Source organism: Burkholderia savannae (genome assembly GCF_001524445.2).
Classification (GTDB): Bacteria; Pseudomonadota; Gammaproteobacteria; order Burkholderiales; family Burkholderiaceae; genus Burkholderia; species Burkholderia savannae.
Map to the genome: position 1 here is coordinate 2,320,598 of NZ_CP013418.1, position 20,626 is coordinate 2,341,223.

General features: G+C 61.9%; 14 protein-coding genes. 4 read left to right on the forward strand and 10 right to left on the reverse strand.

Features of this window, described 5'->3' with window-relative positions:
* The first annotated feature begins 32 nt into the window (after positions 1-32).
* Together WS78_RS31310 and WS78_RS31315 are read left to right on the forward strand one after the other, a co-directional pair.
* Positions 33-302 carry a PAAR domain-containing protein gene (locus WS78_RS31310; protein ID WP_038745875.1) on the forward strand — a complete coding sequence of 90 codons (270 nt, stop codon included), beginning with the start codon at positions 33-35 and terminating at the stop codon, positions 300-302.
* Between the two features lie 13 nt (positions 303-315).
* Positions 316-3,765 (forward strand): RHS repeat-associated core domain-containing protein, encoded by a 3,450-nt coding sequence (locus WS78_RS31315; RefSeq protein ID WP_059576852.1) that lies wholly within the window; start codon positions 316-318, stop codon positions 3,763-3,765.
* Here WS78_RS31315 and WS78_RS31320 read toward each other — a convergent pair.
* The 8 genes from WS78_RS31320 to WS78_RS31355 all read right to left on the reverse strand — a co-directional run bounded on the left by WS78_RS31320 (position 3,658) and on the right by WS78_RS31355 (position 12,545).
* The gene (locus WS78_RS31320) at positions 3,658-5,025 is read right to left on the reverse strand and encodes a GlcNAc-transferase family protein (RefSeq protein WP_038745878.1); all 1,368 of its coding nucleotides are present in this window, start codon (positions 5,023-5,025) and stop codon (positions 3,658-3,660) included. The genes WS78_RS31315 and WS78_RS31320 overlap by 108 nt on opposite strands.
* A 26-nt stretch (positions 5,026-5,051) precedes the next feature.
* Positions 5,052-6,068 (reverse strand): fimbrial protein, encoded by a 1,017-nt coding sequence (locus WS78_RS31325; protein WP_059576845.1) that lies wholly within the window; start codon positions 6,066-6,068, stop codon positions 5,052-5,054.
* Between the two features lie 61 nt (positions 6,069-6,129).
* Complete coding sequence (locus WS78_RS31330) at positions 6,130-7,200, reverse strand: type VI secretion system protein TssA (protein WP_038745882.1); 1,071 nt, start codon at positions 7,198-7,200, stop codon at positions 6,130-6,132.
* An 18-nt stretch (positions 7,201-7,218) separates the two neighbouring features.
* Complete coding sequence (tssG, locus tag WS78_RS31335; RefSeq protein WP_038746270.1) at positions 7,219-8,268, reverse strand: type VI secretion system baseplate subunit TssG; 1,050 nt, start codon at positions 8,266-8,268, stop codon at positions 7,219-7,221.
* A complete protein-coding gene (gene tssF, locus WS78_RS31340; protein ID WP_038745884.1) occupies positions 8,265-10,145 on the reverse strand; it encodes a type VI secretion system baseplate subunit TssF in 1,881 nt (626 codons plus the stop codon). The genes tssG and tssF overlap by 4 nt, the downstream gene beginning before the upstream one ends.
* Before the next feature lies 1 nt (position 10,146).
* On the reverse strand, positions 10,147-10,665 hold the full coding sequence (gene tssE, locus WS78_RS31345) for a type VI secretion system baseplate subunit TssE (RefSeq protein ID WP_038745886.1): 519 nt from the start codon (positions 10,663-10,665) through the stop codon (positions 10,147-10,149).
* Positions 10,652-11,458, reverse strand: coding sequence for a type VI secretion system accessory protein TagJ (locus WS78_RS31350; protein WP_059576841.1), 807 nt, complete (start codon positions 11,456-11,458; stop codon positions 10,652-10,654). The genes tssE and WS78_RS31350 overlap by 14 nt, the downstream gene beginning before the upstream one ends.
* Before the next feature lie 19 nt (positions 11,459-11,477).
* Positions 11,478-12,545: a TagK domain-containing protein gene (locus tag WS78_RS31355; RefSeq protein WP_059576838.1), complete on the reverse strand. Its 1,068-nt coding sequence runs from the start codon at positions 12,543-12,545 to the stop codon at positions 11,478-11,480.
* 483 nt (positions 12,546-13,028) lie between these two features.
* Here WS78_RS31355 and tssH point away from each other — a divergent pair, with 483 nt between their 5' ends.
* Positions 13,029-15,695 carry a type VI secretion system ATPase TssH gene (gene tssH / locus WS78_RS31360; RefSeq protein WP_059576835.1) on the forward strand — a complete coding sequence of 889 codons (2,667 nt, stop codon included), beginning with the start codon at positions 13,029-13,031 and terminating at the stop codon, positions 15,693-15,695.
* A 400-nt stretch (positions 15,696-16,095) separates the two neighbouring features.
* On the opposite strand, the gene WS78_RS31365 is transcribed toward tssH, so the two are convergent.
* Both WS78_RS31365 and WS78_RS31370 read right to left on the reverse strand, forming a co-directional pair.
* Positions 16,096-19,140, reverse strand: coding sequence for an ATP-binding protein (locus WS78_RS31365; protein WP_059576832.1), 3,045 nt, complete (start codon positions 19,138-19,140; stop codon positions 16,096-16,098).
* A 708-nt stretch (positions 19,141-19,848) separates the two neighbouring features.
* Positions 19,849-20,070, reverse strand: coding sequence for a hypothetical protein (locus WS78_RS31370; protein ID WP_226377267.1), 222 nt, complete (start codon positions 20,068-20,070; stop codon positions 19,849-19,851).
* A gap of 299 nt (positions 20,071-20,369) precedes the next feature.
* On the opposite strand from WS78_RS31370, the gene WS78_RS36665 reads away from it, so the two are divergent.
* Positions 20,370-20,591, forward strand: coding sequence for a hypothetical protein (locus WS78_RS36665; RefSeq protein WP_156437372.1), 222 nt, complete (start codon positions 20,370-20,372; stop codon positions 20,589-20,591).
* Positions 20,592-20,626 lie beyond the last annotated feature (35 nt).

The window sequence follows — 20,626 nt, forward strand, 5'->3', positions numbered from 1 at the left end:
GTCATTCTCATTCCTGCAGGAGATTTACGAATATGAGCAATCCAGCTGCCCGAGTAGGCGACGCGATCGGCCACGGCGGCGCGATCGTCACCGGTTCCGGCGACGTCTTCACGAACGGGATTTCGGCCGCGTACGTAGCGGGCAGCGTTGCCGTATGCGCGCTGCACGCGTCCGCGCAGGCGATTGCTGCGGGATCGGGAACGGTATTCATCAACAACCTGCCTGCGGCATTCGTCGCCAGCGTGACCTCATGTGGCGCGCCAGTCGTCTCGGGATCGGGCGACGTCTTTATCGGCTCGTGAAGGGGGCGCTGACATGAGTGGTATTGGAGGGTTGGCCGGCGTGCTGGCTGGTCTCGAAGGCAACTTGATGGAATCGGTGGGCGTCGCTCCGGCAATCGATCGCTATCGGCATCAGCCGGGGAACTGGGGGGCGCGCCATGGCGTCGAGCGTGCGCTGTCCGGGCTGCTGTGCCGCTCCGTCGACATGAAGTCGGGCAACAAGGTTTGCCTCGCGGACGATGAAATCGACTTCACTTTGCCCGGCCGGTTGCCCATCTCATGGGCGCGCTTTTACTCGAGCGCACTGAAGGAATCGGGGCCGCTAGGTTGCGGCTGGCGCACCGGATGGGAGGCCACGCTGCGCCGAGACGGAGAGCGGCTGATCTATACCGACGATCAGGGCCGCGTTTTGACGCTGCCGATGCCGCGCTGCGGCGCACAGATCATCGTGTCGTCCGAGCAACTGCACTTCGCGCATTTGTCCGATGGGCGAATGGTCGTTGCCGACCTCACGCCGCACTACCGCGTGTTCGGTGAATTCGACGAGGAGGGCGTCGCGCGGTTGAAGTACATGGAAAATCTTCGCAAGGAGCGGATCGGCTGCATCTGGGATACGCACGGCCGCCTGCAGCGCATGCGAGGTACATGCGGTCACGAGCTGAAGATGCACTATGATCGCAACGGCTCCCGACTGACCGGCATCGAGTGTATCGACGGAGGCCCGACCGGTTTTCTTGTCCGGTACGGCTACGACGACGATGGCCGCTTGACCAGCGTGCGTAATCGTATCGGCGACGTCGTGCGCCGCTTCGCATACGAGAACGATCGGATCGTCGAAGAGGTTGGCTCGCTCGGACAAACCACCCGTTATGCATGGCAGACGATCGACGGCACGCCACGAGTGGTCGAGCGAATGACATGCCGCGGCGCCCATGAGCGCTGCACATACAATTTCGACGAGCCTGACAGCCAGGCAACCGACGTGTTTGGTCACACGGCTCATTGGCAGTTCGGAGATCATGGGCTCGTGCTGGCATATGTCGATTTCGACGGCCGACGCCATGCGTTCGGCTATGACGGCGCCGGGTGGCCGACCGAGCTTGAATTGCCGGGCGATCGTCGAGTTCGCATGACATTCGACAACCTCGGCCGCATCACGCGAGAAATCGATTCGCTCGATCGCGAGCGCTCGACGATCTATGCGTTCGCGACGCGCGAGCCGATCACGATTCGCACGAGTAATGGTCAGCTGTGGCTGTGGCGGTATGACGATCTGCTGCGCCCCGTTTATCGGCAATCACCGTCGCGAGGGGCCACGCAAATCGCTTACGCGGAGCACGAAGACGGCGAGATTCACACATATGCATCCGGGCAGCATGGCGCGGTCACCGTCGAATACGACCGATGGGCGTGCGTGATCCGCCAGGTTGAAGCGCACGGTGGCGCGACGATCTACCGCCGCGACGAAAATGGCCATGTCGTCGAAATCGTCGATCCGCTCGGTGGAACGACGAAGATCGAGCCCGACTTGCTCGGGCGTCCGCTGACCGTGACTTTGCCCGATGGCCGCTGCGAGCGCCTGGTCTGGAACGCAGGCGGGCAAGCGACCCTGTTGACGGGGCCCGACGGCCAGACCAGATATTGGCATCGCGACCAGCACGGCTGCGTTGTGCGCGCGACCGACGAGGAGGGGAACGTGACTGCACACGAATACGATGCGCACGGCCGCAGAATCCGGACCGTGAGCGGGAACGGCGCGGTGCAGATGCTGGCGTGGGACCCGATCGGCCGGTTGACGTCGATCATCGATGCGGATGGCGTAACACGCACGTTCGACTATACGATGGCCGGCTGCCTCCAGCAGATCACGACCAATGCCGGTTCGTCGACTCGTCTCGAATCGTTTGCACATGACTCGGCGGGTCGCCTGATCGGCCGCGAGACCGAGCATGCGCGCTATCGCTACGCTTATACCAGCAAGGGGTGGCTCGAGACCGTCGGCTGCCTGCCGACCGACGCGGGCGAAGCGATCGGCGTCGAGCCGGATACGATCCGTTTCGAATACGATCAGTCAGGACGACTGACGGCGGAGCACGGAGCGAGCGGTACGCTTCGCCATGAACGCGACGAGGCGGGCAGGCCCGGCGCAGTGATTCTGGCGCACGGGCATGTCGTGAAGCTCGAGCGCGACGATGCCGGGCGCGTCGTGTTGATTGGTTTGGCGAGCGGCAGCGAGAATCGCGGGATTGCCGCGTTACGTTATGACGAGCTGGGGAGACAAGTATTGCGTTCTCAGGGCGAGCTGTACTTGCGTTCGGTTTTCACGCCGACGTCCTCGCTCGAGCGCTGGTTCGCGATGACGGTTATCCGGACGCCCGACAACGAAATGCGGGCGGGCGAAGTCGAACGTTGGCGCGAATTCCGGTACAGCGTCGCCGGCAATCTCGTTCAGGTGGACGATCGCTTCGACGGACGGACGTACTACGACTATGACCGTCGCGGCTGCTTGCTCAGGTCGGTGTCGGACGAGCTCGGTATCGAATATTTTACGTGGGACGCAGCAGGGAATCTGCTCGAAACGCCGCGTGTCGGATGGGAGGCCGTCGTCTATCCCGATCACCGTCTGCGCGAATGCCGCGGCTATCGCTACGAATACGATGCGTGGGGCAACGTGACCGGCAAGCAGGGCGCGGCGGACGAGCAGTCATTCACGTGGGACGCCGACGGCAGGCTGATGGAAGTCCGTGGGCGGCAGGTGTGCGTGCGGTTGCGATATGACGCGCTGGGGCGCCGTGTCCGCAAGTGCGTCGAGCACTTGCGGACAGATCCGCTCCGCTCGGAGCCGCGTACGGTCGACACGCGTTATGTTTGGGAAGGCGAGCGCCTGTTGCAGGAATCGACGCAGGCAGCGGTCCGGACCTATCTGTATCAGCCGGCCGACGACGGCCTCGTCGGCTATGCGCCGCTGGCGTGCGCGGACCAGAAGCGCAACGAAGACGGCACGCTTGAACCGATGCGCGTGTACCACTATCAGACGGATTCTGCAGGTACCGCCGTTACGCTGACCGACGAAGCGGGCGTGCTCGCGTGGAGCGGCCGCTATAAGGCGTGGGGTACGTTGGCTCCGCCGACCGCGCTGCAGCCCCAGGTTCGCCAGCCGCTACGGTTCGCAGGACATTACGCGGATGACGAAATCGGTTTGCATCTGAACGGGACACGATACTACGATCCCGACGCCGGCCGCTATTTGAGCCCCGATCGTGCCGCGGAAGCTGGGACGAGCCCGTATCGTTACGTGTCCAATCCGCTGATCGCGTGCAATCCGACGGGGCGCGCGGTGCCGCTGACCCGCCCGCCGGCGGGTCGGCACACGGCGTCATGCTCGGATCGATCGCTTGATCCGTCGAAGCAACTGACCGGAGGCATCGAAGAAGTCGATCAAGTAATCCGCCGGGAGCCGATTCAGTTCGGTCGTGAATACTAGGTGCCGATCGAACCATTCATGCGATTGATGTCGGCGGAATTCGCCTGCATCAATCGTCTCGGTATGCAAGGGGAATTCGTCCGTATCGCGTGCGGATATTTCACAGCGATGGAGTCGTGGCAAGACGTCGCTGAACCGGCTTTGGTGCGCCCAAGTACGAATGTCGTGTGCCCGTTTGAGCGTCGCTTTCCATTCCTCCTCGGATGCGTAAGCGGTCGCGCCGTGCTCGGGTATGAGTCCATCGATGAGCGCTTGCTGAACGCCGCGATGCGCGAAGCTGACGCCGGCGTAAGCTTCGTAATCGCGGAGCGTGCGTGCCGTGCCGAAGTCGTACGGTTCGAATTCGATGCCGTTGCGCGGTGTGCCGTCGACGCCGAGTAGCGCGCGGGTGCGCGCGAGCGAGCGAAAATCCAGTTCCTCCCAGTTCTGCTTGACCGTTCCATTGGCCATGGTTTCGGCAGTATGGTCTTGCCAGAACCTTGGGCGTTCCTTGCGCGAGTACTCATGCCATGCGATCACGCGATGCGGGTGATACAGGTCGTATCCATGCGTAAACGCGCGTGCCGCAATGGAGATTTCCTCGCCGAGGAAGAACAGGTGGGGATCGTGTTGCACCGCCGTCGAGAAATGCCCGTCGGCGAATGCGAAATGCGCGCTGTAGAAGCGCGCCGGAACGGGATGTCGCCTCTTCTCCCAGTTCGGAATGGCTTTCGAGCGAAACAACACGATGCCTTCCGGGGTGAAACGGTGCAAATACATGATCCGCGGCGCCTCGTGAGGGGTGACGACCGTTTCGCGCGGTTTGTCGGGCTGGTAACCCGGCAGATAGGCGGTGAGAACCGGCTTTCGGCTGAACGGACGGAGCGATTCGATCATCTCGATCACTTGGTCATCCCATCCGTCCACGAAACAATGATGCGAGTCCAGCTGCAGCGTGTAGCGCTCGTCGTTGTAATGTTGCTGAATCAGGTTGCGCGCCCAACAGGCGCCTTGTGATTCGTGGTGAGGTACGTCGATGAGTTCGATCGATGCGCCGGCATAAGTCAGTGTGTGGATCGGATATCGACCGCTCGTGTCGGTGCGCCATTGCGAAAAGCCGTGCGCAAAAAATTCTCCGACGGTTTCATGCAACGTGTATTGTCGGCACACGACGATACGCAATGCTTCCGGGCGAACCGCTCGTTCGATCAAATCGACCAGCGTCGGGATCAGTTGAGGATCTCGATAGCTCGCCATTTGGACAAAAATTGACTGGTCCATGGTGTCGTGTCTGCTTATTGCTGATGTCAGAGAATGGTGAGCGTGATAACGGAGGTTGCGTCGATCTTCCCCGCAGTGGGTGCTTGAGTACCGGTGCGCAGCACGGTCGCCTCGAGATCGAAACTGTGTTCCATTGGAGCATCGGGCTTGACTGGGAACCCGCTGTTGGGATCGTTCGGCTTCAGGATGTATCGGGTCGCCCTGTCGCGCAGACGGATTCCCAGGTGCTGCGCGCCCGTGTTCTGGATCAGGCTCGGGTCGTCGCTGTCCGGGGTCGCCTGCAATGTGGCGACGATCGACTCGGGAGGCGTCGGCCCGGAACAAAGCACTTTGAATTGCACCGGTTTCGTCGGGCCCTCCCCATCTTTGATGTCACGCGGGCCGAATTGGCCGAAGTCGACGTTGAGCGTCCTGCTGTCGACTTGGCAGCTAGGGAGCACCCGAAGGAATACGTTACGGCCCATGATGCTGATGACCGCTTGACCATCGTCGCCCGAGACGCGGCCGATATTCCCGCTGAGTTGAACTTCCGAGAAACTCGGAATATCGTTGCTCGTCTTGATCAGTTGAACTCGAAATATGGCTCCCGGCGGCATCGAGATATAGTTGTCCTTTACATCGCTCCAAGGGTTCTTATAGGGCAAATGCGATTCGGGCAGGCTGCCGACTACGCGAACTTGAGTGAGACGGAACCCGACTCCCGGAACATTGGTTTGAAAAACGTGATCCGCTATTTCCGTAGACGACGATGTCAGATCGAAGTTGATCGTGCCGGACGGTACCGTGCACCAGATGAACGCGAACGCGTTGTAGGATTCGCTCTTGCCTTCGGCGATGATCTCGCCGATCGCAAGATCGGGATCGACGTCGATAGTCGTTGAACCAAAGGAGACGTTGTACGTCGTGTGTTTTCTTGCGTCTCTTCCGTTGTTCTGGATGTCTTCGATATTTTTATCGCTGAGAACGCGGCAAGTTGCGAATGCCCCGGAAGAGGAGGCAAGAATCGTGACGAAGAGAAAAAGTGCCGAGAGTGATGTTTTCATGCAGTGAACGAGAACAAGCCTGGAAGAGGGGGAAGCAAAGCCGACAGGTCTGGCTGCCGACTTACACGTCGACCGCATCCCACCGCGCGAGCAGTTCGGCGGGAATCGCATTGGCGATTTCCGAAAAGCGCTTGCCGACCATCCGCTCCGACTGGCGCAGCAGCACGATCACCGGGCTGCTCGGCTCGTTCTGCTCGAACCAAAGGCGCGTCGCCTGAATGGCCGCCAGCGCGCCCCAGCGATCCATTGGCGGTTGCGGGCTTGCGATCGGCGATGCAGTGGGCGCTTGCGTGCCGGCATCGCCTGCCGGGCCGAACGTATCGGCGGCGCGCGAATGCGCGGCGTCGCCGTTCGCCGGCTTCGCATCGCCTTGCGGTTGAGCGGCGTTCGCCGAATACGGCGATTCCAGTTGCGCCTGTGCAAACGGATACAGCAGTTTCGCGATACCGGACAGGTCGGGCGCGTCCTCGCCGAGCGATTCACGGGTCGAGGCGCTCAAATCAGCCACGATGCGCTGGGCTTCGGCGAGCGCGACGATCGTCTTGTCGCGCCGGTTCCACCATTCCTTGAGTAGCCGGCTGGCCGATTCGGGCGCGAGTGCGTCTTTCACGCGCGTCACCGCGAGCGCCTTCTCGATGTCGCGCAGCTGCAACTGCAGGCCGCTTGCCTTGGGCAACTGAATTTCCCGGATATCCGCAAGCGTTGCATCGGGGTCAGCGAACGTTGCGATCGCATTCGCATAGACCACGGGATCGCGTTCGCCTTCGAAGAACGGGACAGGGTGTAGCGCTTCGCCGTAACGTGCGAGCATCTCGTTGAGTAGCGCGAGGCCGTCGCGCAGCCCCTCCGCGCCGCTCTGCCGGATTCTGCATCGCGTCAGGATCACGACGAGCCGAATGTCCTTCGTGCGCAGCAGCAGCGCGCGGCAATCGCGTTCGGCCTCCGCCCAGTTTGCGGGCTGAGGCGCTTCGACGAACTCGCCATATTGCGCGTCTTTCTTCGGTGCGATCGCGGATTGCAGCATCACGAACGCCGGATCGTATTCGAGGTCCGGCCCGCAGGGCGCGTCCTGCGAAACGGGCGCGAGAAGATCTGCGTAGCGCAGCGTTGCAGCGGATATGGTGGCATTCATCGAGGAGCAATCTCCAGATCAGGAACAGTATTTTTCCGGCTCGAACACCATGCCCACGACCGGCTTGCCGTCCCTCGATTCGCCGAGCCAGGTCGAATAGCCGAGACGGTGCGTGGTGTCCGTGCGGGCGGGCGGTGCGGCGCGCGGCTTGACGAGCAGCTTGATCTCCCAGTCGTATTCGTGGCCGATGAAGGCGCGCACCCAATCGACCAGGGTAGGCAGATCGTTGCCGTGCGGCGTCAGGCGAAGATATTGGTCGAGATCGAGCGGACCGATGACCAGCCGGAACTTGTGCTGACAATCGGGAACCATGTCGCCGAGCAGCGCGCCCTCGCCCATGACGGTCGATGCGGCGCGCGCGCCAAGCAGGCAACGCTCAGGCTCCGCAATCCGGATCCAGTGGAAGACGTACTCGTCGACGACGATCGGCACGCCGAAGTAATGCGACAGCGTAGCGGCCACTCCGTCCGGATTGCGCGCCTCGCGGACGAGATGCGCGCATGCGGCGTATCGCGCGTGCGTGGGCGGGTGCGTGCGCGCGGCTTCTTCGGGATCGGTGCCCATCAGGCTGCCGATATAGAACGAGAACGTTTCGCGCTCGGCGCGATCGAGCGATACGGTTGCTTGTGACGACGCCCACGCGCGATAGAACAACGCGAGCGCGCGGTGGTGAAAGAGATTGGAGAAATGCGCGATCGCGTGATCCTGATAGCTCTCGGCGCGGTTGTACGCGAGCTCGGTCATGTGAAGCGGCAACGGCCCTTGCGGCCCCCACAGGCCGAGACCGAACAGCTGAATGTCGAGACGACCGCGCTGCACGTCGAGCGATGCGATCTCGCGCGGCGCGAAGGCCATCGACGGACGTTGTCCGATGCGAAACGGCTCTTCCCTCGGAAGACACGCGGTTCCGGGCAGAGGCATTCGCGCATCGCGCGCGGCGATTGCGCGCAACAGGCTCAGGAAGCCGGCGCGCCACGGCGCTTGCGGATCGAACCATGCCCGCAGTGCATCCGGATGCAGCGGCGAGCGGGCGTCGACGGGCTGGGTGGCGGGCGGCTGAGCCGTCATACCGCGCCCCTTCCGCCCATTCGCGGTTTCCATCGCGTGACAAGACCACGTTGCATCGAGCGAAGCTCAGTCTCGGTGAAAACATTGATCGAGACGTGGCGCGTGAGGTACTGCTCGAGCACGAGACCGAACAGGTATGGGCTCAACCCCGAGAAGCCGCTTTCGTCGACGGTCAGTTCGCATCGGACGCCGCGCCCGTAAACCAGTAATCCGTGACCGGGCAGACGCCGGACGACCGGCTCCGTGCGCGCGCCGACCAGACTGTCGATCTGCGTGGCCTGCTCGCGTTCGCTCGTGCCGACGAAGAGGCGCAACATGTTGCGCAACGCTTGCCCGCCGTCGCGGTGGTCGAGCTCGGCAAGCGGCATGTAGTTGAAGCTGAGCTGGCGAATCAGGCGCCATGCGGTTTCACCTGTCGCGTATGGCTCGCGCGGCGCGCTCGGCGGGTGAACCAGGCTCACGCCTTCGATCGGTACGGAGTCTTGCATCGTCAGATCGTTGACGCCATTGCGCGGGATCAATCGGGGAAGGTCGCGGTTGGTGACCCATGCGTCGACGGACAGGTAACGAATGTCGTCGGCGTACGGCGCTTCGGCTTGGTCGACGAGCGACACGTAGACTTCCGTTCCGACGTATGGCGTGCGCGTTCCATACTTGCGCGCGTTGGTCGACGTCGTTCTGGGTTCGCGCAGAATCGAGAAATACCGGCCGTAATTGCCGATGTCGCTATGCAGCGTCTGATAGAGCGGATTGAAGGTGACTTCCGTCGACGTTTCGGCTTTTTGCCCGAACACGCGCGATACCGAGAACACTTCATAATCGAGCGGGCGGGTGCGGTCCGGTATCAGGTGGAAAGCCGTTTGGGCGCGATTGATTTCCACACGGTCGGTTCGCTTCGGGAACAGATTGACGATGGGTGCGCAGAATAGGAGAAAGCGCGCGGCCTCGACGTGCGTGACGAGCTCGTCAGGCAAGCGATCGAGCAACAGCACGATTTCGGCTTCCTTTCCGTCGACGCGCGACAAGCCGGCGTTCAATTGCGTCAGCGCGAAGAAATAGAAGCGCTGACGGCAGGTGAAGTATTCGTGCAGCAGATTGTGCCCATGGAACGTGTTCCATACGAGCGGCAACAAGCTTTGATCGGGCGACAAGCCCTCGAAATCGACCGCGTTCTTCGCAACGACGACGCCTTCGCCGCGCGCGGCGCCCTGCGCGCGCACGACCGACGCGACGCTGCTCGCGTGAATCAATTCAAAGAGATGGGAGGCGATGCGTTCGTCGCCGCCGATATACAGCGAGAGGCGATCGAGTCCCGTAATTTGCGAAAACTTGATTTCGCCGACGGTGCGCACGCGCAGCCGGAGCGCGCCGCGCAGCCTCGTGTGCGGCAGCAGGCTGCGCTGAAGATCGGGAAGATCGGGCGGCACGGCGGTCAGCGTCGCGCCGGCGATCTCGATAGGCCAGAGCGTGATGTCCTGGCCGGTGCGGAATTCGCATGCGGTCTGCTCGCCGGGCGGGATCGACGAGCGCAGCATGCTGTGACGCGGAACCTTGAACCCCTTGCTGAAATCGCCCTCCCGCAAGCTTGGACGCAGGCGCGCGACAGCCATCGACGGCGTCGGCGCAACGTAATTCGGATAGGTGACTTCGAGCAGGCGTTGCGTGAAGCGAGGAAACTCGGCCTCGAGCTTGAGTTGCGTGCGTGCGGACATGAAGCAGAACGCCTCGATGAGTCGTTCCACGTATGGGTCCGCCACTTCGATGCCTTGCATGCCGAGCCGGCGTGCGATCTTCGGGTGTTGCGCCGCGAATTCCGCGGACAACTCCCGCATGTAGGTCAATTCGCGGTTGTAATGATCGAGAAACTGCGGGTCCATATCATTTTCCGTTGAGCGTGGTCTTGTCGAGCGTGACTCGATTCGACTCGAGGTCGAATGTGCTCTGGATGCGCAACTCCAGCGGATACGGCGACCATTGCACGAGCGCGCTGATTTCGAACGTCAATTTGTTGTAGCTGGCACCCTGTCGCGCTGCGAGCGGCCTGATCGCCAGGGAGTCCGCGATGAGGCGCGGCTCGAAATGGACGATCGCGGCGCGCACGAGGCGATCGATCGCTTCCCGGTTCCGGTCGTGCAGGTAGCTGCCCGACAACGGCGGCACGCCGTAGTTGACGACAGACGCCGAAACGAGCGGATAGCGGCCGGCATCCACCTCGTCGTCCAGATTGCTCGTGTTGAGCAACAGGCTCAGATCTCGCTGGACGATGCGACGCATTTCGTCGGCGCTCGGCGCATAGGCGTCGGGCGATTCGCTGAAGGAATGCGGCGCGTCGTCTTGTAGCCGGTCGAGCAGCGAGGGAAGGTATGCGGCCCGATGCCGTCCTTCAGGATGCCGCATCGTCGCCTTCGCCCGTGAAGCGGCATCCGCCGATCTGGAGCATGCCCCAGTCGCCCTGGTCGGTGGTCCACGTTCTTTGTCCGAGAGCGACGACGTTGGTGATGCCGATGTCGCTCCAGGTCGTCTCGCTGGCCAGACGGATTGCGGTCGTGCCGCTTTCCGATCCCGGATAGCGGGTCGGCGCATAGCCGCGGAGAACCGTGGCATCGAGCATGAGTGCCGTGACCGGACGCCAGACCAGGTCGGTCAGCGTACCGGCGGGCGCAAACGTGATCGACTTCAGCTGTTCGAACGGAATCCACCGATAGCCGCCCGCAACCGCTATTTCGAAGATCGGACCGAGACGCGAGTCGCTGTCGGTCAGCCATGCGAAGCGGCCCATTTCGGCGCTTTCCCCGCAGGTGACGGGTGCGGAATCGAACGCGGCCTCGCGCAGCGCATCGGCGGCTGCGACGTCGCCTGCGCCGAGCTTCGCATTGGCTTCGAGGAGCGTATCGACCCAGGCGGGCTGCGCGTCGATGAACCCCGGCGTTCGCTTGCCCGCAAACACGTCGGCCCGGAACATTTCGCATCGGATCAAGCCGCGATGCAGTTGCGCACGCGCCTCGCCCTGCGGTTCGAGTTGAGCCCAGGTTTGCAGTTGCTTGAGCGCGCGATCCCATGCGCCGTCGATGCAAAGCAACTGAAACAATAGCCAGCGTTCCCGCGTGTCGGATGGCTGCTTTCGGACCGCTTCGACGGTACGCGCCTTGATTTCTTCGAAAGACCGGGTACGCAGCGCGTCGTGCAGCAATTCGTCGTGCAGATCGGAGTTATGCGGAGATTCGGATCGATTCGTCATGCGGTTCTTCCTGTTGGATGTCCGTTTCGGCGGTCAGCGTCGGAAAGTGACTGTCCACGCTCATCAAGTGATGCTCGTGCCTGGCGAGCAGCGCCGCTTGCGGGAAATGTGCTTTCTTCCTTCGTAGTGGCGCGAGCAGGAGCAGCACGTCGTGTCGCTTTTCTTCGGCAAACAACTCTTCGGCGCGAAACGGATTCATCTCGTCCAGCACGTAGTCGATGTTTTGCCGATTGCCCAGCAGATCGCCCAGCAACGATCCCTGGCGGTAGCGGCCCGGCGCGTCCAGAAATGGGTCGTCGGGAACGGGGGCGGCAATGTGGGGACGCTCGATCGACTTGAGCTCATGGGCGTATGAGCGCTCGTGATGGATCAGCGCGTGCCGGTATTCAGCCAGCAAATGCGCCAAAGGATCGATGTCCGTCGAATCGAGCGCGGGCGGCGCCGGGTCGCTGAGCGCTTCTTCGTCGAGAATGACAAGCGGCGCGGCGCCGCCCGCCGATGCGCGGCCATACGGATGTGGCGCTACGGGCAAATTGGCCAATTCCGCGAGATCCGCGAAATGCGCCGGTTCGCTTCGCGGCAACGCGTTGCCGAGCGCAATCAGATCGACGGGCGGCGGCTGGGACGCAGGCTGCTCGCTCGAGCGTGCGCCGCCTTGAATGGTCAATTCGGCGGCGGCGACGGCGATGACGTCGCCATGCTCGAGATGCCGGCCGGCACCGGAAGCGACGGCCTCGCCATTGACGCGACAATCGACTTGAGCGCAACGGTTTTCCATCCGGAGCGAGCCATCGGGATCGGCTGCGAATACGATGCTGTCGTTCAGGATGCCGATGCATGCATCCGACGCGGCGAATCGGTTCGTCTGCACGAAATAGGCGCAGCCGGCTGCGCCAATCGCATGTTGCTGCAAAGGCGAGACATCGCGCCCGTCGTGGCGTGCGAGCGTGACGAGAGGCGTCGATATATCCGATTCTTCGTGATGCGCAAAAGCGTGTCGCGAGCGATCCGATTCCAGTGGTGAGCCGTTTTTCGACATGACGATTGAGCGGCGGGCGCGAGCTGCCCGATTGGCGGCTTGTCGGCGCGCATCCGATTCATGCGGGATGCGCGGTCCTGGGTATCAAGCGAGACACGCCGATCTTATCGTGGGTCGAATTTTCAACATATGAGAATAGTTCTAAAAGCGGGTGATTATCGAGATTGCATTTGCCCGGACGTTGCATACGTTTGAAAAGGAGCGAAGCATGCGCGGCGCGAGATCGCGCTGCTGAAGTCCGGATGCTTGTGACGGGCGGTCACCGCGGGCCTCGCGCCGGCACCGGCGCATCTGTTGCCATGACTTCAATGAGTGAGAAGAAGCTCGAGATTTAATACTCGTCTCATTGAGCTTCATCGTCTGTCGCGATTAATGTCGTGCCTTTCCCGGCGAGTGCGCTTGCACGAGACGGAACCGAACGCGGGACGCAATCTTCCGGTTTTGCATGCAGGCTTCGCATATTCACGAATTCACGATCGAGACATGACAGTTTCAAGACAGGCACTTTTCGGCAAGCTCGGCCATTCGCTATTTCGCAGCATCGAGTCGGCGACGGCGTTCTGCAAGCTTCGCGGCAACCCCTACGTCGAACTGGTGCATTGGCTGCATCAGATTCTTCAGGCCGCTGACGGCGATATTCAGCGAATCGCTCGTCACTGCGACATCGACATCGACGCACTGGATCGCGACATGGTGCGCGCGCTCGATGAGTTGCCGGCGGGCGCGAGCTCGATTAGCGATTTCTCGCACCATATCGAGACGGCGATCGAGCGCGCATGGGTGCTGGCGACGCTGGACTTCGGTGATCGCCGGATTCGAGGCGCGTGGCTGCTGGCTGCCTTGTTGAAAACGCCGGAGTTGAGGCGCGTGCTGTTATCGATTTCGCCGACGTTCGGCAAGATTCGTGTGGACGATCTCGACGCGATGCTGCCTGCGTGGATCGACGGTTCGCCGGAAGCGAGCGAGACGCCGTACGACAACAGCGATTTCGGCGCGGTGGCCCCTGGCGAGGCGTCAGGCGCGTTGCAGCAGAAGGGCGCCGGTTCCCCGCTCGAGCAGTATTGCATGGACCTCACCGCGCGGGCGCGAGCGGGGCAGATCGATCCCGTTGTCGGCCGCGAGCTGGAGATTCGAACGATGATCGACGTCCTGTTGCGCCGCCGCCAGAACAACCCGCTGCTGACAGGCGAGGCGGGCGTGGGCAAGACGGCCGTCGTCGAAGGGCTCGCGCGCGCGATCGCCGATGGCGATGTGCCGCCGAAGCTAGCCGATGTGCGTCTGCTGAGTCTCGATGTGGGCGCGCTTCTGGCAGGCGCGAGCATGAAGGGAGAATTCGAGGCGCGCCTGAAGGGCGTGCTGGAAGCGGCAACGAAGGCGACGCAGCCCGTCATTTTGTTCGTCGACGAGATTCACACTTTGATTGGCGCGGGCGGTCAGGCGGGCACCGGAGACGCCGCGAACCTGCTCAAGCCCGCGCTAGCACGCGGCACGCTTCGAACGATCGGCGCGACGACGTGGGCGGAATACAAGCGGCATATCGAAAAAGATCCGGCGCTTACGCGCCGCTTCCAGGTATTGCAGGTTCCCGAGCCTGATGAGGCTGCTGCGGTCGACATGGTTCGAGGACTGACGCGAACCTTCTCGCGTCATCACGGCGTTGTCGTGCTGGACGAGGCGATTCGCGCGGCGGTCAAGCTGTCGCATCGCTACATTCCGTCCCGTCAGTTGCCGGACAAGGCGATCAGCTTGCTTGATACGGCATGCGCGCGCGTCGCGCTGTCGCAACATGCGCCGCCGCGTGAGCTGCAGGACGTCCGTAGAAGATTGGAAGCGGCGAGGGTGCGGCTCGAATTGCTCGACGGCGAGCAGCGCATCGGCATTGGCGACGAGATCGCGCTCGCAGCGTCTCGCGAGGAAATCGCCGCGCTCGAAGTGCGAGAGCAAGCGATCGATGCTTGCTGGCGGCAGCAGATCGGCGCGGCTCAGGCTCTGCTCAGCGCACGCGAAGCGGCGGGCAACGATGCGGACCGGCCGATCGACACGCTGCGCGAGCTGGAGCGGGCGCTCTCGAATTTGCAGGGCGATTCCGTGTTCGTTTTCCCCGAGGTCAACGAAGCGATCGTCGCAGAGATCATGTCCGACTGGACCGGCATTCCGGTCGGCCGGATGGTGACGGACGAAGTGTCCGCGGTGCGTGCGTTGCCCGATACGCTCGCTGCCCGCGTGATTGGTCAGCCGGACGCGCTGCATCAGATTTGCGATCGGGTGCAGACGGCGCGCGCCGGATTGACGGACCCGAAGAAGCCGCTCGGCGTGTTTCTGCTCGCGGGGCCGTCGGGCGTCGGCAAGACGGAGACGGCGCTGGCGCTGGCCGAGGCGCTGTACGGCGGCGAGCAGAATCTCATCACGATCAACATGAGCGAATATCAGGAGGCGCATACGGTATCGGGACTGAAGGGGGCGCCGCCGGGTTACGTCGGATATGGCGAGGGCGGCGCGCTGACCGAGGCCGTGCGCCGGCGTCCCTATTCGGTCGTTCTCCTCGACGAAATCGAGAAGGCGCATCCGGACGTGCACGAGATGTTTTTTCAGGTGTTCGACAAGGGCTACATGGAGGACGGCGACGGCCGATATATCGACTTCCGCAACACGACGATTCTCCTCACCAGCAACGCGGGTTCCGAACTCTTGGCCGGACTGTGCTCGGACGAGGCTTGCGTTCCCGATGCGGACGCGCTCTGCGCCGCACTCGCTCCGGAATTGCTCAAGACGTTTCCCGCCGCCTTTCTGGGCCGCGTGACGCTGGTGCCCTACCGTCCGCTTGCACAGGAGACGCTATCGCGCATCGTCAGGCTGCATCTCGATCGCGTAGTGGTGCGAATGGTCGAGAATCAGGCGGTCCGCCTGACTTATTCGGACAACGTCGTCGATTACATCGTCGATCGTTGCCTCGTGCAAGAAACGGGTGCTCGCTTGCTGATCGGCTTCATCGAGCAACATGTGTTGCCGCTGCTCGCCAAGCACTGGCTGGATTCGCTGTCGTCCAAGCGCGTGCTGGCGAGCATCGATCTCGGAATCACCGATCCCGGTGCGGTTCCTGCGGAAGCGTTTGCCGTGCACGCGCTTCACGGCGACGCGCAAGATCGGTAGATCGGTAGATCGGCGCGGCACACGCCGAGCGAGATGCTCGGCGTTAGGTTGCAAGCACTTGCTTCGTCGAACGAATCGAACCCGGAGAAAAAATGACGGGTTGGCGGGGCTGCCAACCCGTGTCTCACCGCTGACGATTCATTGCCCAAGCTGCGCCGTCGATGCGGGGAGCGGTGCGACAGGACGTGTACGCGGCGGGTTGCACGGCTAGCATGTCGAGGGCGTTCGCGCGCAATCCTGTCGGCAGCGGTGTCGTGCGTTCAGCCGGTCGTTTTCGGTGTCGCGCGCAATGAAATCGAACGTCGGCGCCGCGCGCTCCGGGTCGATCGCGGGTCGATCATGCTCGCGCGGTGCGTGCCGGTTGCGGCCGGCGTGGCGCATATGCGGGGCAACCATCGTCCTACAAGCGCTCCAACGCATCCAAGAGCAAGGATTCCAGCGTTCGCCACGCCGCGCGCAGCGTGTCCAGATCCTCGATTTCTGCGATCTCCTCGGCGGCGGAACAGCGGGCGATGAGAAAGCGGTTTCCGGTCAGCGCGAACCCTCCCTTGATCGAGTGAAGTTGCTCTCGGACCGTTTTGAAATCGCGCGATGCGAGCGCTTGACCGATCTTGTCGATGGACTGCACCGTTGCGGTGCGCAAGGCCGCCGCGACCGCCGGCGGCAATGTGCGCATCCGCAGCTCGGCGTTGACCGGAGCGGACGCGGTGTCGGCGCGGATTTCCGCTACCGCCGTGCGCGCGGCGTGCCGTTGCAGTACCTTGTCCAGGGTGTTCAAGGACAAAGGCTTCAGGACGATTTCCGCGATGCCGACTTTCTTCGACCGCTGATAATCTTCGGCGGTCGCGTGAGCGGTCATCGCGATGATCGGAACGTCGGCGCGCATCTTGTTGGCGAACATCGCGAATCCGAAGCCGTCGAGCTCGGGCATGCCGAGATCGGTCAACACGGCGTCGTACTGATGCTCGCTGAACGCGCGCAAAGCGTCGCGTCCGTTTTCGACCACGTCCACCCGATGGTCGAGCGCCTCGAGCTGATCGCGCAATAGCGCGCGATTGGCCGGATGGTCCTCGGCGACCAGGACGTGCAGCGACGCGCGAGCGTGCGTTGACGCATTGCGGCGCGGCGCGGTCGGCATATTCGGCATGGCCGCCGCTTGGCGGGCCTCGTGCAAGGGCAGAATCACCGTGGCCGTGGTGCCGAACTCCGGCAGGCTATCGATTTCGATCGAGCCGCCCATGATCGTTGCAAGTCGCTGGCATAGCGGCAATCCGAGGCCCGACCCGCCGAAGCGACGATGAATCGACGCATCGGCCTGCGTATAAACGTCGAACAACGTTGCGATGCGGTCCGGCTGGATTCCGATGCCGGTGTCGCTGACCCAGATCTCGATGGCGGAATTGCCCGGCCCGGCCTTCGCACGATGGACATCGATGGAAATATGTCCGCTATCCGTGAATTTGATCGCATTCCCGATCAAATTCGACAGTATCTGGCGGATGCGCGTCGGGTCGCCGGAGTAGTAGTTCGCGACGCCCTCGCCGACGCTCGAAAGCAGTTCAAGGCCCTTCGACTCGGCGAGCGGCGCATATGCGTCGACGATATCCTGCAGGAGCGCGTGGATATCGAACGGAATGTTCTCGAGCGTCATCTGGCCGGATTCGACCTTGGAAAGATCGAGTATGTCGTTGATGATGTGCAGCAAGGCGTTCGAGCACGATTCGACCACCTGAAGGCGCTCGCTCTGCTGCATGGAAAGCTGCGACCTGCGCAGCAATTCCAGATTGCCGATGATCGCATTGAGCGGCGTTCTGATTTCGTGGCTCATCGTGGCCAGGAACGTGGACTTGGCCTTGTTCGCCTGGTCGGCCGCGATGCGTGCTTCCTCCAGCTTCAGCTCGCTTTCTTTGCGCAGGGAGATGTCCAGCAGCGTGCAGAGCTGAACGTTCGCGCCGCGATAACGGGCGGCGACGACATTGGCTTGCAGGTAGATCGGATTGATTTCGTCGCGCTCGATGGCGAGATCGTGTTGCAGCAGCGCGCCGTCCTCGCTGTCGGGGCGGCCGGTCGCGTATCGATAGGCCTTCCAGAGCCGAATATGCAGCGGTTCGCCGCTCGTGCGCGCCGAAAGTTCGAGCATCGCGTTGTTCTGCAGCAGAACGCTGCCGTCCTGGGCGGAAAGCAGGCCGAGCCCGACGGGCGCGGTGCGCAGGATCGTACGATTGAGCACTTCGCTTTCCAGCAGTCGCTGGGCGCGGCGGTAATTGGGAACGAGGCCTTTGCGATCGAACTGGATCGCGAAGAGCCACAGCATGCCGATGATGCCGGCTACGAGCCCTGTCATGAGCGCGAAGCGGGGCATCATTGCGGCCGCGATCGTCTTCCACGAATAGGCGTGGACGAGCACCCAGTCGGTGCCGGGCAACTGATCGCTGGTCACGAACATGCCGTCTTGGTAACGTTCGACGAGACCGTCGAATCCATCGCCGAGCGACCGGATGCTCAACGCGGAATCCGTCACGCCGCCGTTTGCGCCGGACTGGTTCGACGAACCGATGATGACGTTGCCTTTGCGATCGACGATGGTGAACGTGCTGCCGGCCGACGCGTCGTTCAGGTTGCTGTAAAACATGTCGAGCGGCAGGCTGCGCACATAGATTGCGAATAGTTTCCCGGTCGCGTCGATGGCTGGCTGGACGATGCGGATCATGGACTTGCCGGTGAGCGGATCGGGGTGCGGCGGCAGCCAGACGGTGCGTCGATCCGCGCGCAGCGGGATGATGGCGCTTGCGTCGCGAAGATAGCGGATGTCGCGCATCGCGTCGCCTATCACCATGGACGCCGAATGCGATTCCAGAAATGCTTCGGGTGACTGATCTTCGCGGGACCACAGAAGCGAGAGGTAGGTGCCGTCGGGCGAGAACGAGTAGCCTTCGACCCGGTCGTCCGGCAGCGGCGATTGACCGTCTCCCATCAGCAGTTGCGTTTCCAGGAGCGCGAGGTACGGCGCAAACGTGCTCGCCGGGCGATCCGGCGCCGGTATGCCGAGGGCGAGCGCAGCCGGCGCGCCTTGCGGCGTGTACAGGACGGCATGGCCTTGGTGCGCGTCGAAGCTCGAGAGCAATTCCGGCGACGGTTCGATGTGTCTGTTCCACAGGCCTTCGGCATGCATCACCGCACGCATGAGCGCCGTACGTCGAATTTGTAATTTTATTGTAAGTTTAGATTGCTGGATCAGAAATTCGTAGCGTGCGTTCGACACGTAGTCCATCGCCTCCATTCGGATCGCGAGCAGCAGGCAAAACAGGATGAAAACAGATACTCCGAGCGCGCCGCCATAGGTGAGTAGACGTTGATACGTCAGCATCTTTCGCGGGTCGAACAGCGCTTTGCGGTGACTCAGCTTGAATGGCTGGATCAGCAGTTTCTTCAGTTTTCCTGGCATATCGAGGCGTTGACTTGGGCGTGCGAGACGAGATCGGGAATGCGGATACTCGATTGAGATTTTTTGCGAATATTCCGTTCGCTAGCGTTCCCGGATAAACAATAGAATCTCTCCGTATACTATTCCCTTTCACGGCATCGATCTTTTGTAATTCGTATTTCCGAAATGAAAGAAATTTGAAATATTCGGCGGTCGACGCGAGAAATGACGAAAGAGCAAAAGTATGATGAATAGGCTGCTGTGATGCCTGCCGTGATGGCGAGGCTACTCGGCGTGTCGAATTTTATGAGCTGATGCCGACCGGCGCTCTCCTGCCTTTCGAGCTGTCTGGCCAGCGATCGAGTCTCACGCAGGCAACGCGGCGCAAAGATCCGGCGGGCGCGTGGAGCGTTCGCCGAAGCGTGTCGTTCGGCGGGGAGGCTATGCGGAGGCGGGATGATCCGTCGGTCGGCTTTGCTCGAATGGCGGCGGCCACGCAACGGTCCGTCGCGCTCGGTGTTGCGCGTTCGCGTCTCCTGGAGCCTTCATGGGAGGTCGGTGCCGACATGGATTATCGCGCAAACCCCTGAAATTCGGCCGACGTTCTCGACGCGTTCATGTTACGTCGCTCGGGCCGGACTTGGATTGCTCGACCATTCGCGTGCTACCGGCATCGTTGACGTAAAGCGCGAACCGCATATTTCGCCGCAAGTGCGACGAGGACGAAATTCAGCATTTGGCGCTGCCGGCGCGCAACACCGTTCCGGTTTTGACAATCTCCTTCCATTCGGCCTGTGCCTTGCGTCGCGCGGAAGGTGAGAGGAATATGAAATTGTTGAGAAGCACCAGGAATTCTCGCCTCTCCTCCTCCGGTAGAGCTGAAAAATCGAGCATTATGGATGCAACCTTTTGTGAGTTTGACATCGGATAGACCTCGGAAGATTGACTCAATCAGCTCCGGTCGAGGTGCGTTGGCGTGCGCAAATGATTGGTTATGATTCGAGTTTTGTCGAATGGAATCGGGTTGGGCACGACCGGGCATGGTGTGAATCGATCGAGTTGAATGATCGAAATATACGGACCCGATATCCGAGGGTGTATTGGACAAAACAAAAAATGAGTGTGAAGCGAGGCGTATTTGTATTAATCTCATGCGCGTGCGAGGCCATGTAAGTCGAGTGCGGCGAGAAAGCGGCCGGAATTTGATTTCTATTGAGAGGCCGCGGCCAATCACGACGTGTTGTCGATCGATGACGACGGCATCGGTCATTCGTCGTCGGCATTCCGAATATCGCAAATTGATGACCATGCGGATGGCGGGCATGGCTGTGCAAGGGCGCGAAGTGTGTCGTGAGTTGTCCGATATCCGGCTCCTCGCAGGAATTCGATGCAATGTCGAAGAAGAAAAGCGCGGCGCTGTCGAGGCCGAAGTTCGAACGAGCGACGAAGACATGCAACGCGCGCTACCGTGATTTTGCGGCGGCGAACGCTCATGAGCGACGTCAGC

What these genes read in the sequence shown, in the direction of transcription:
- WS78_RS36665 (WP_156437372.1), top strand. Translation starts at nt 20,370, where the DNA reads ATGACGACGGCATCGGTCATTCGTCGTCGGCATTCCGAATATCGCAAA.
- WS78_RS31310 (WP_038745875.1), top strand. Translation starts at nt 33, where the DNA reads ATGAGCAATCCAGCTGCCCGAGTAGGCGACGCGATCGGCCACGGCGGC.
- tssF (WP_038745884.1), bottom strand. Translation starts at nt 10,145, where the DNA reads ATGGACCCGCAGTTTCTCGATCATTACAACCGCGAATTGACCTACATG.
- WS78_RS31365 (WP_059576832.1), bottom strand. Translation starts at nt 19,140, where the DNA reads ATGCCAGGAAAACTGAAGAAACTGCTGATCCAGCCATTCAAGCTGAGT.
- tssH (WP_059576835.1), top strand. Translation starts at nt 13,029, where the DNA reads ATGACAGTTTCAAGACAGGCACTTTTCGGCAAGCTCGGCCATTCGCTA.
- tssE (WP_038745886.1), bottom strand. Translation starts at nt 10,665, where the DNA reads ATGCGGCATCCTGAAGGACGGCATCGGGCCGCATACCTTCCCTCGCTG.
- WS78_RS31330 (WP_038745882.1), bottom strand. Translation starts at nt 7,200, where the DNA reads ATGAATGCCACCATATCCGCTGCAACGCTGCGCTACGCAGATCTTCTC.
- WS78_RS31325 (WP_059576845.1), bottom strand. Translation starts at nt 6,068, where the DNA reads ATGAAAACATCACTCTCGGCACTTTTTCTCTTCGTCACGATTCTTGCC.
- WS78_RS31355 (WP_059576838.1), bottom strand. Translation starts at nt 12,545, where the DNA reads ATGTCGAAAAACGGCTCACCACTGGAATCGGATCGCTCGCGACACGCT.
- WS78_RS31320 (WP_038745878.1), bottom strand. Translation starts at nt 5,025, where the DNA reads ATGGACCAGTCAATTTTTGTCCAAATGGCGAGCTATCGAGATCCTCAA.
- WS78_RS31315 (WP_059576852.1), top strand. Translation starts at nt 316, where the DNA reads ATGAGTGGTATTGGAGGGTTGGCCGGCGTGCTGGCTGGTCTCGAAGGC.
- tssG (WP_038746270.1), bottom strand. Translation starts at nt 8,268, where the DNA reads ATGACGGCTCAGCCGCCCGCCACCCAGCCCGTCGACGCCCGCTCGCCG.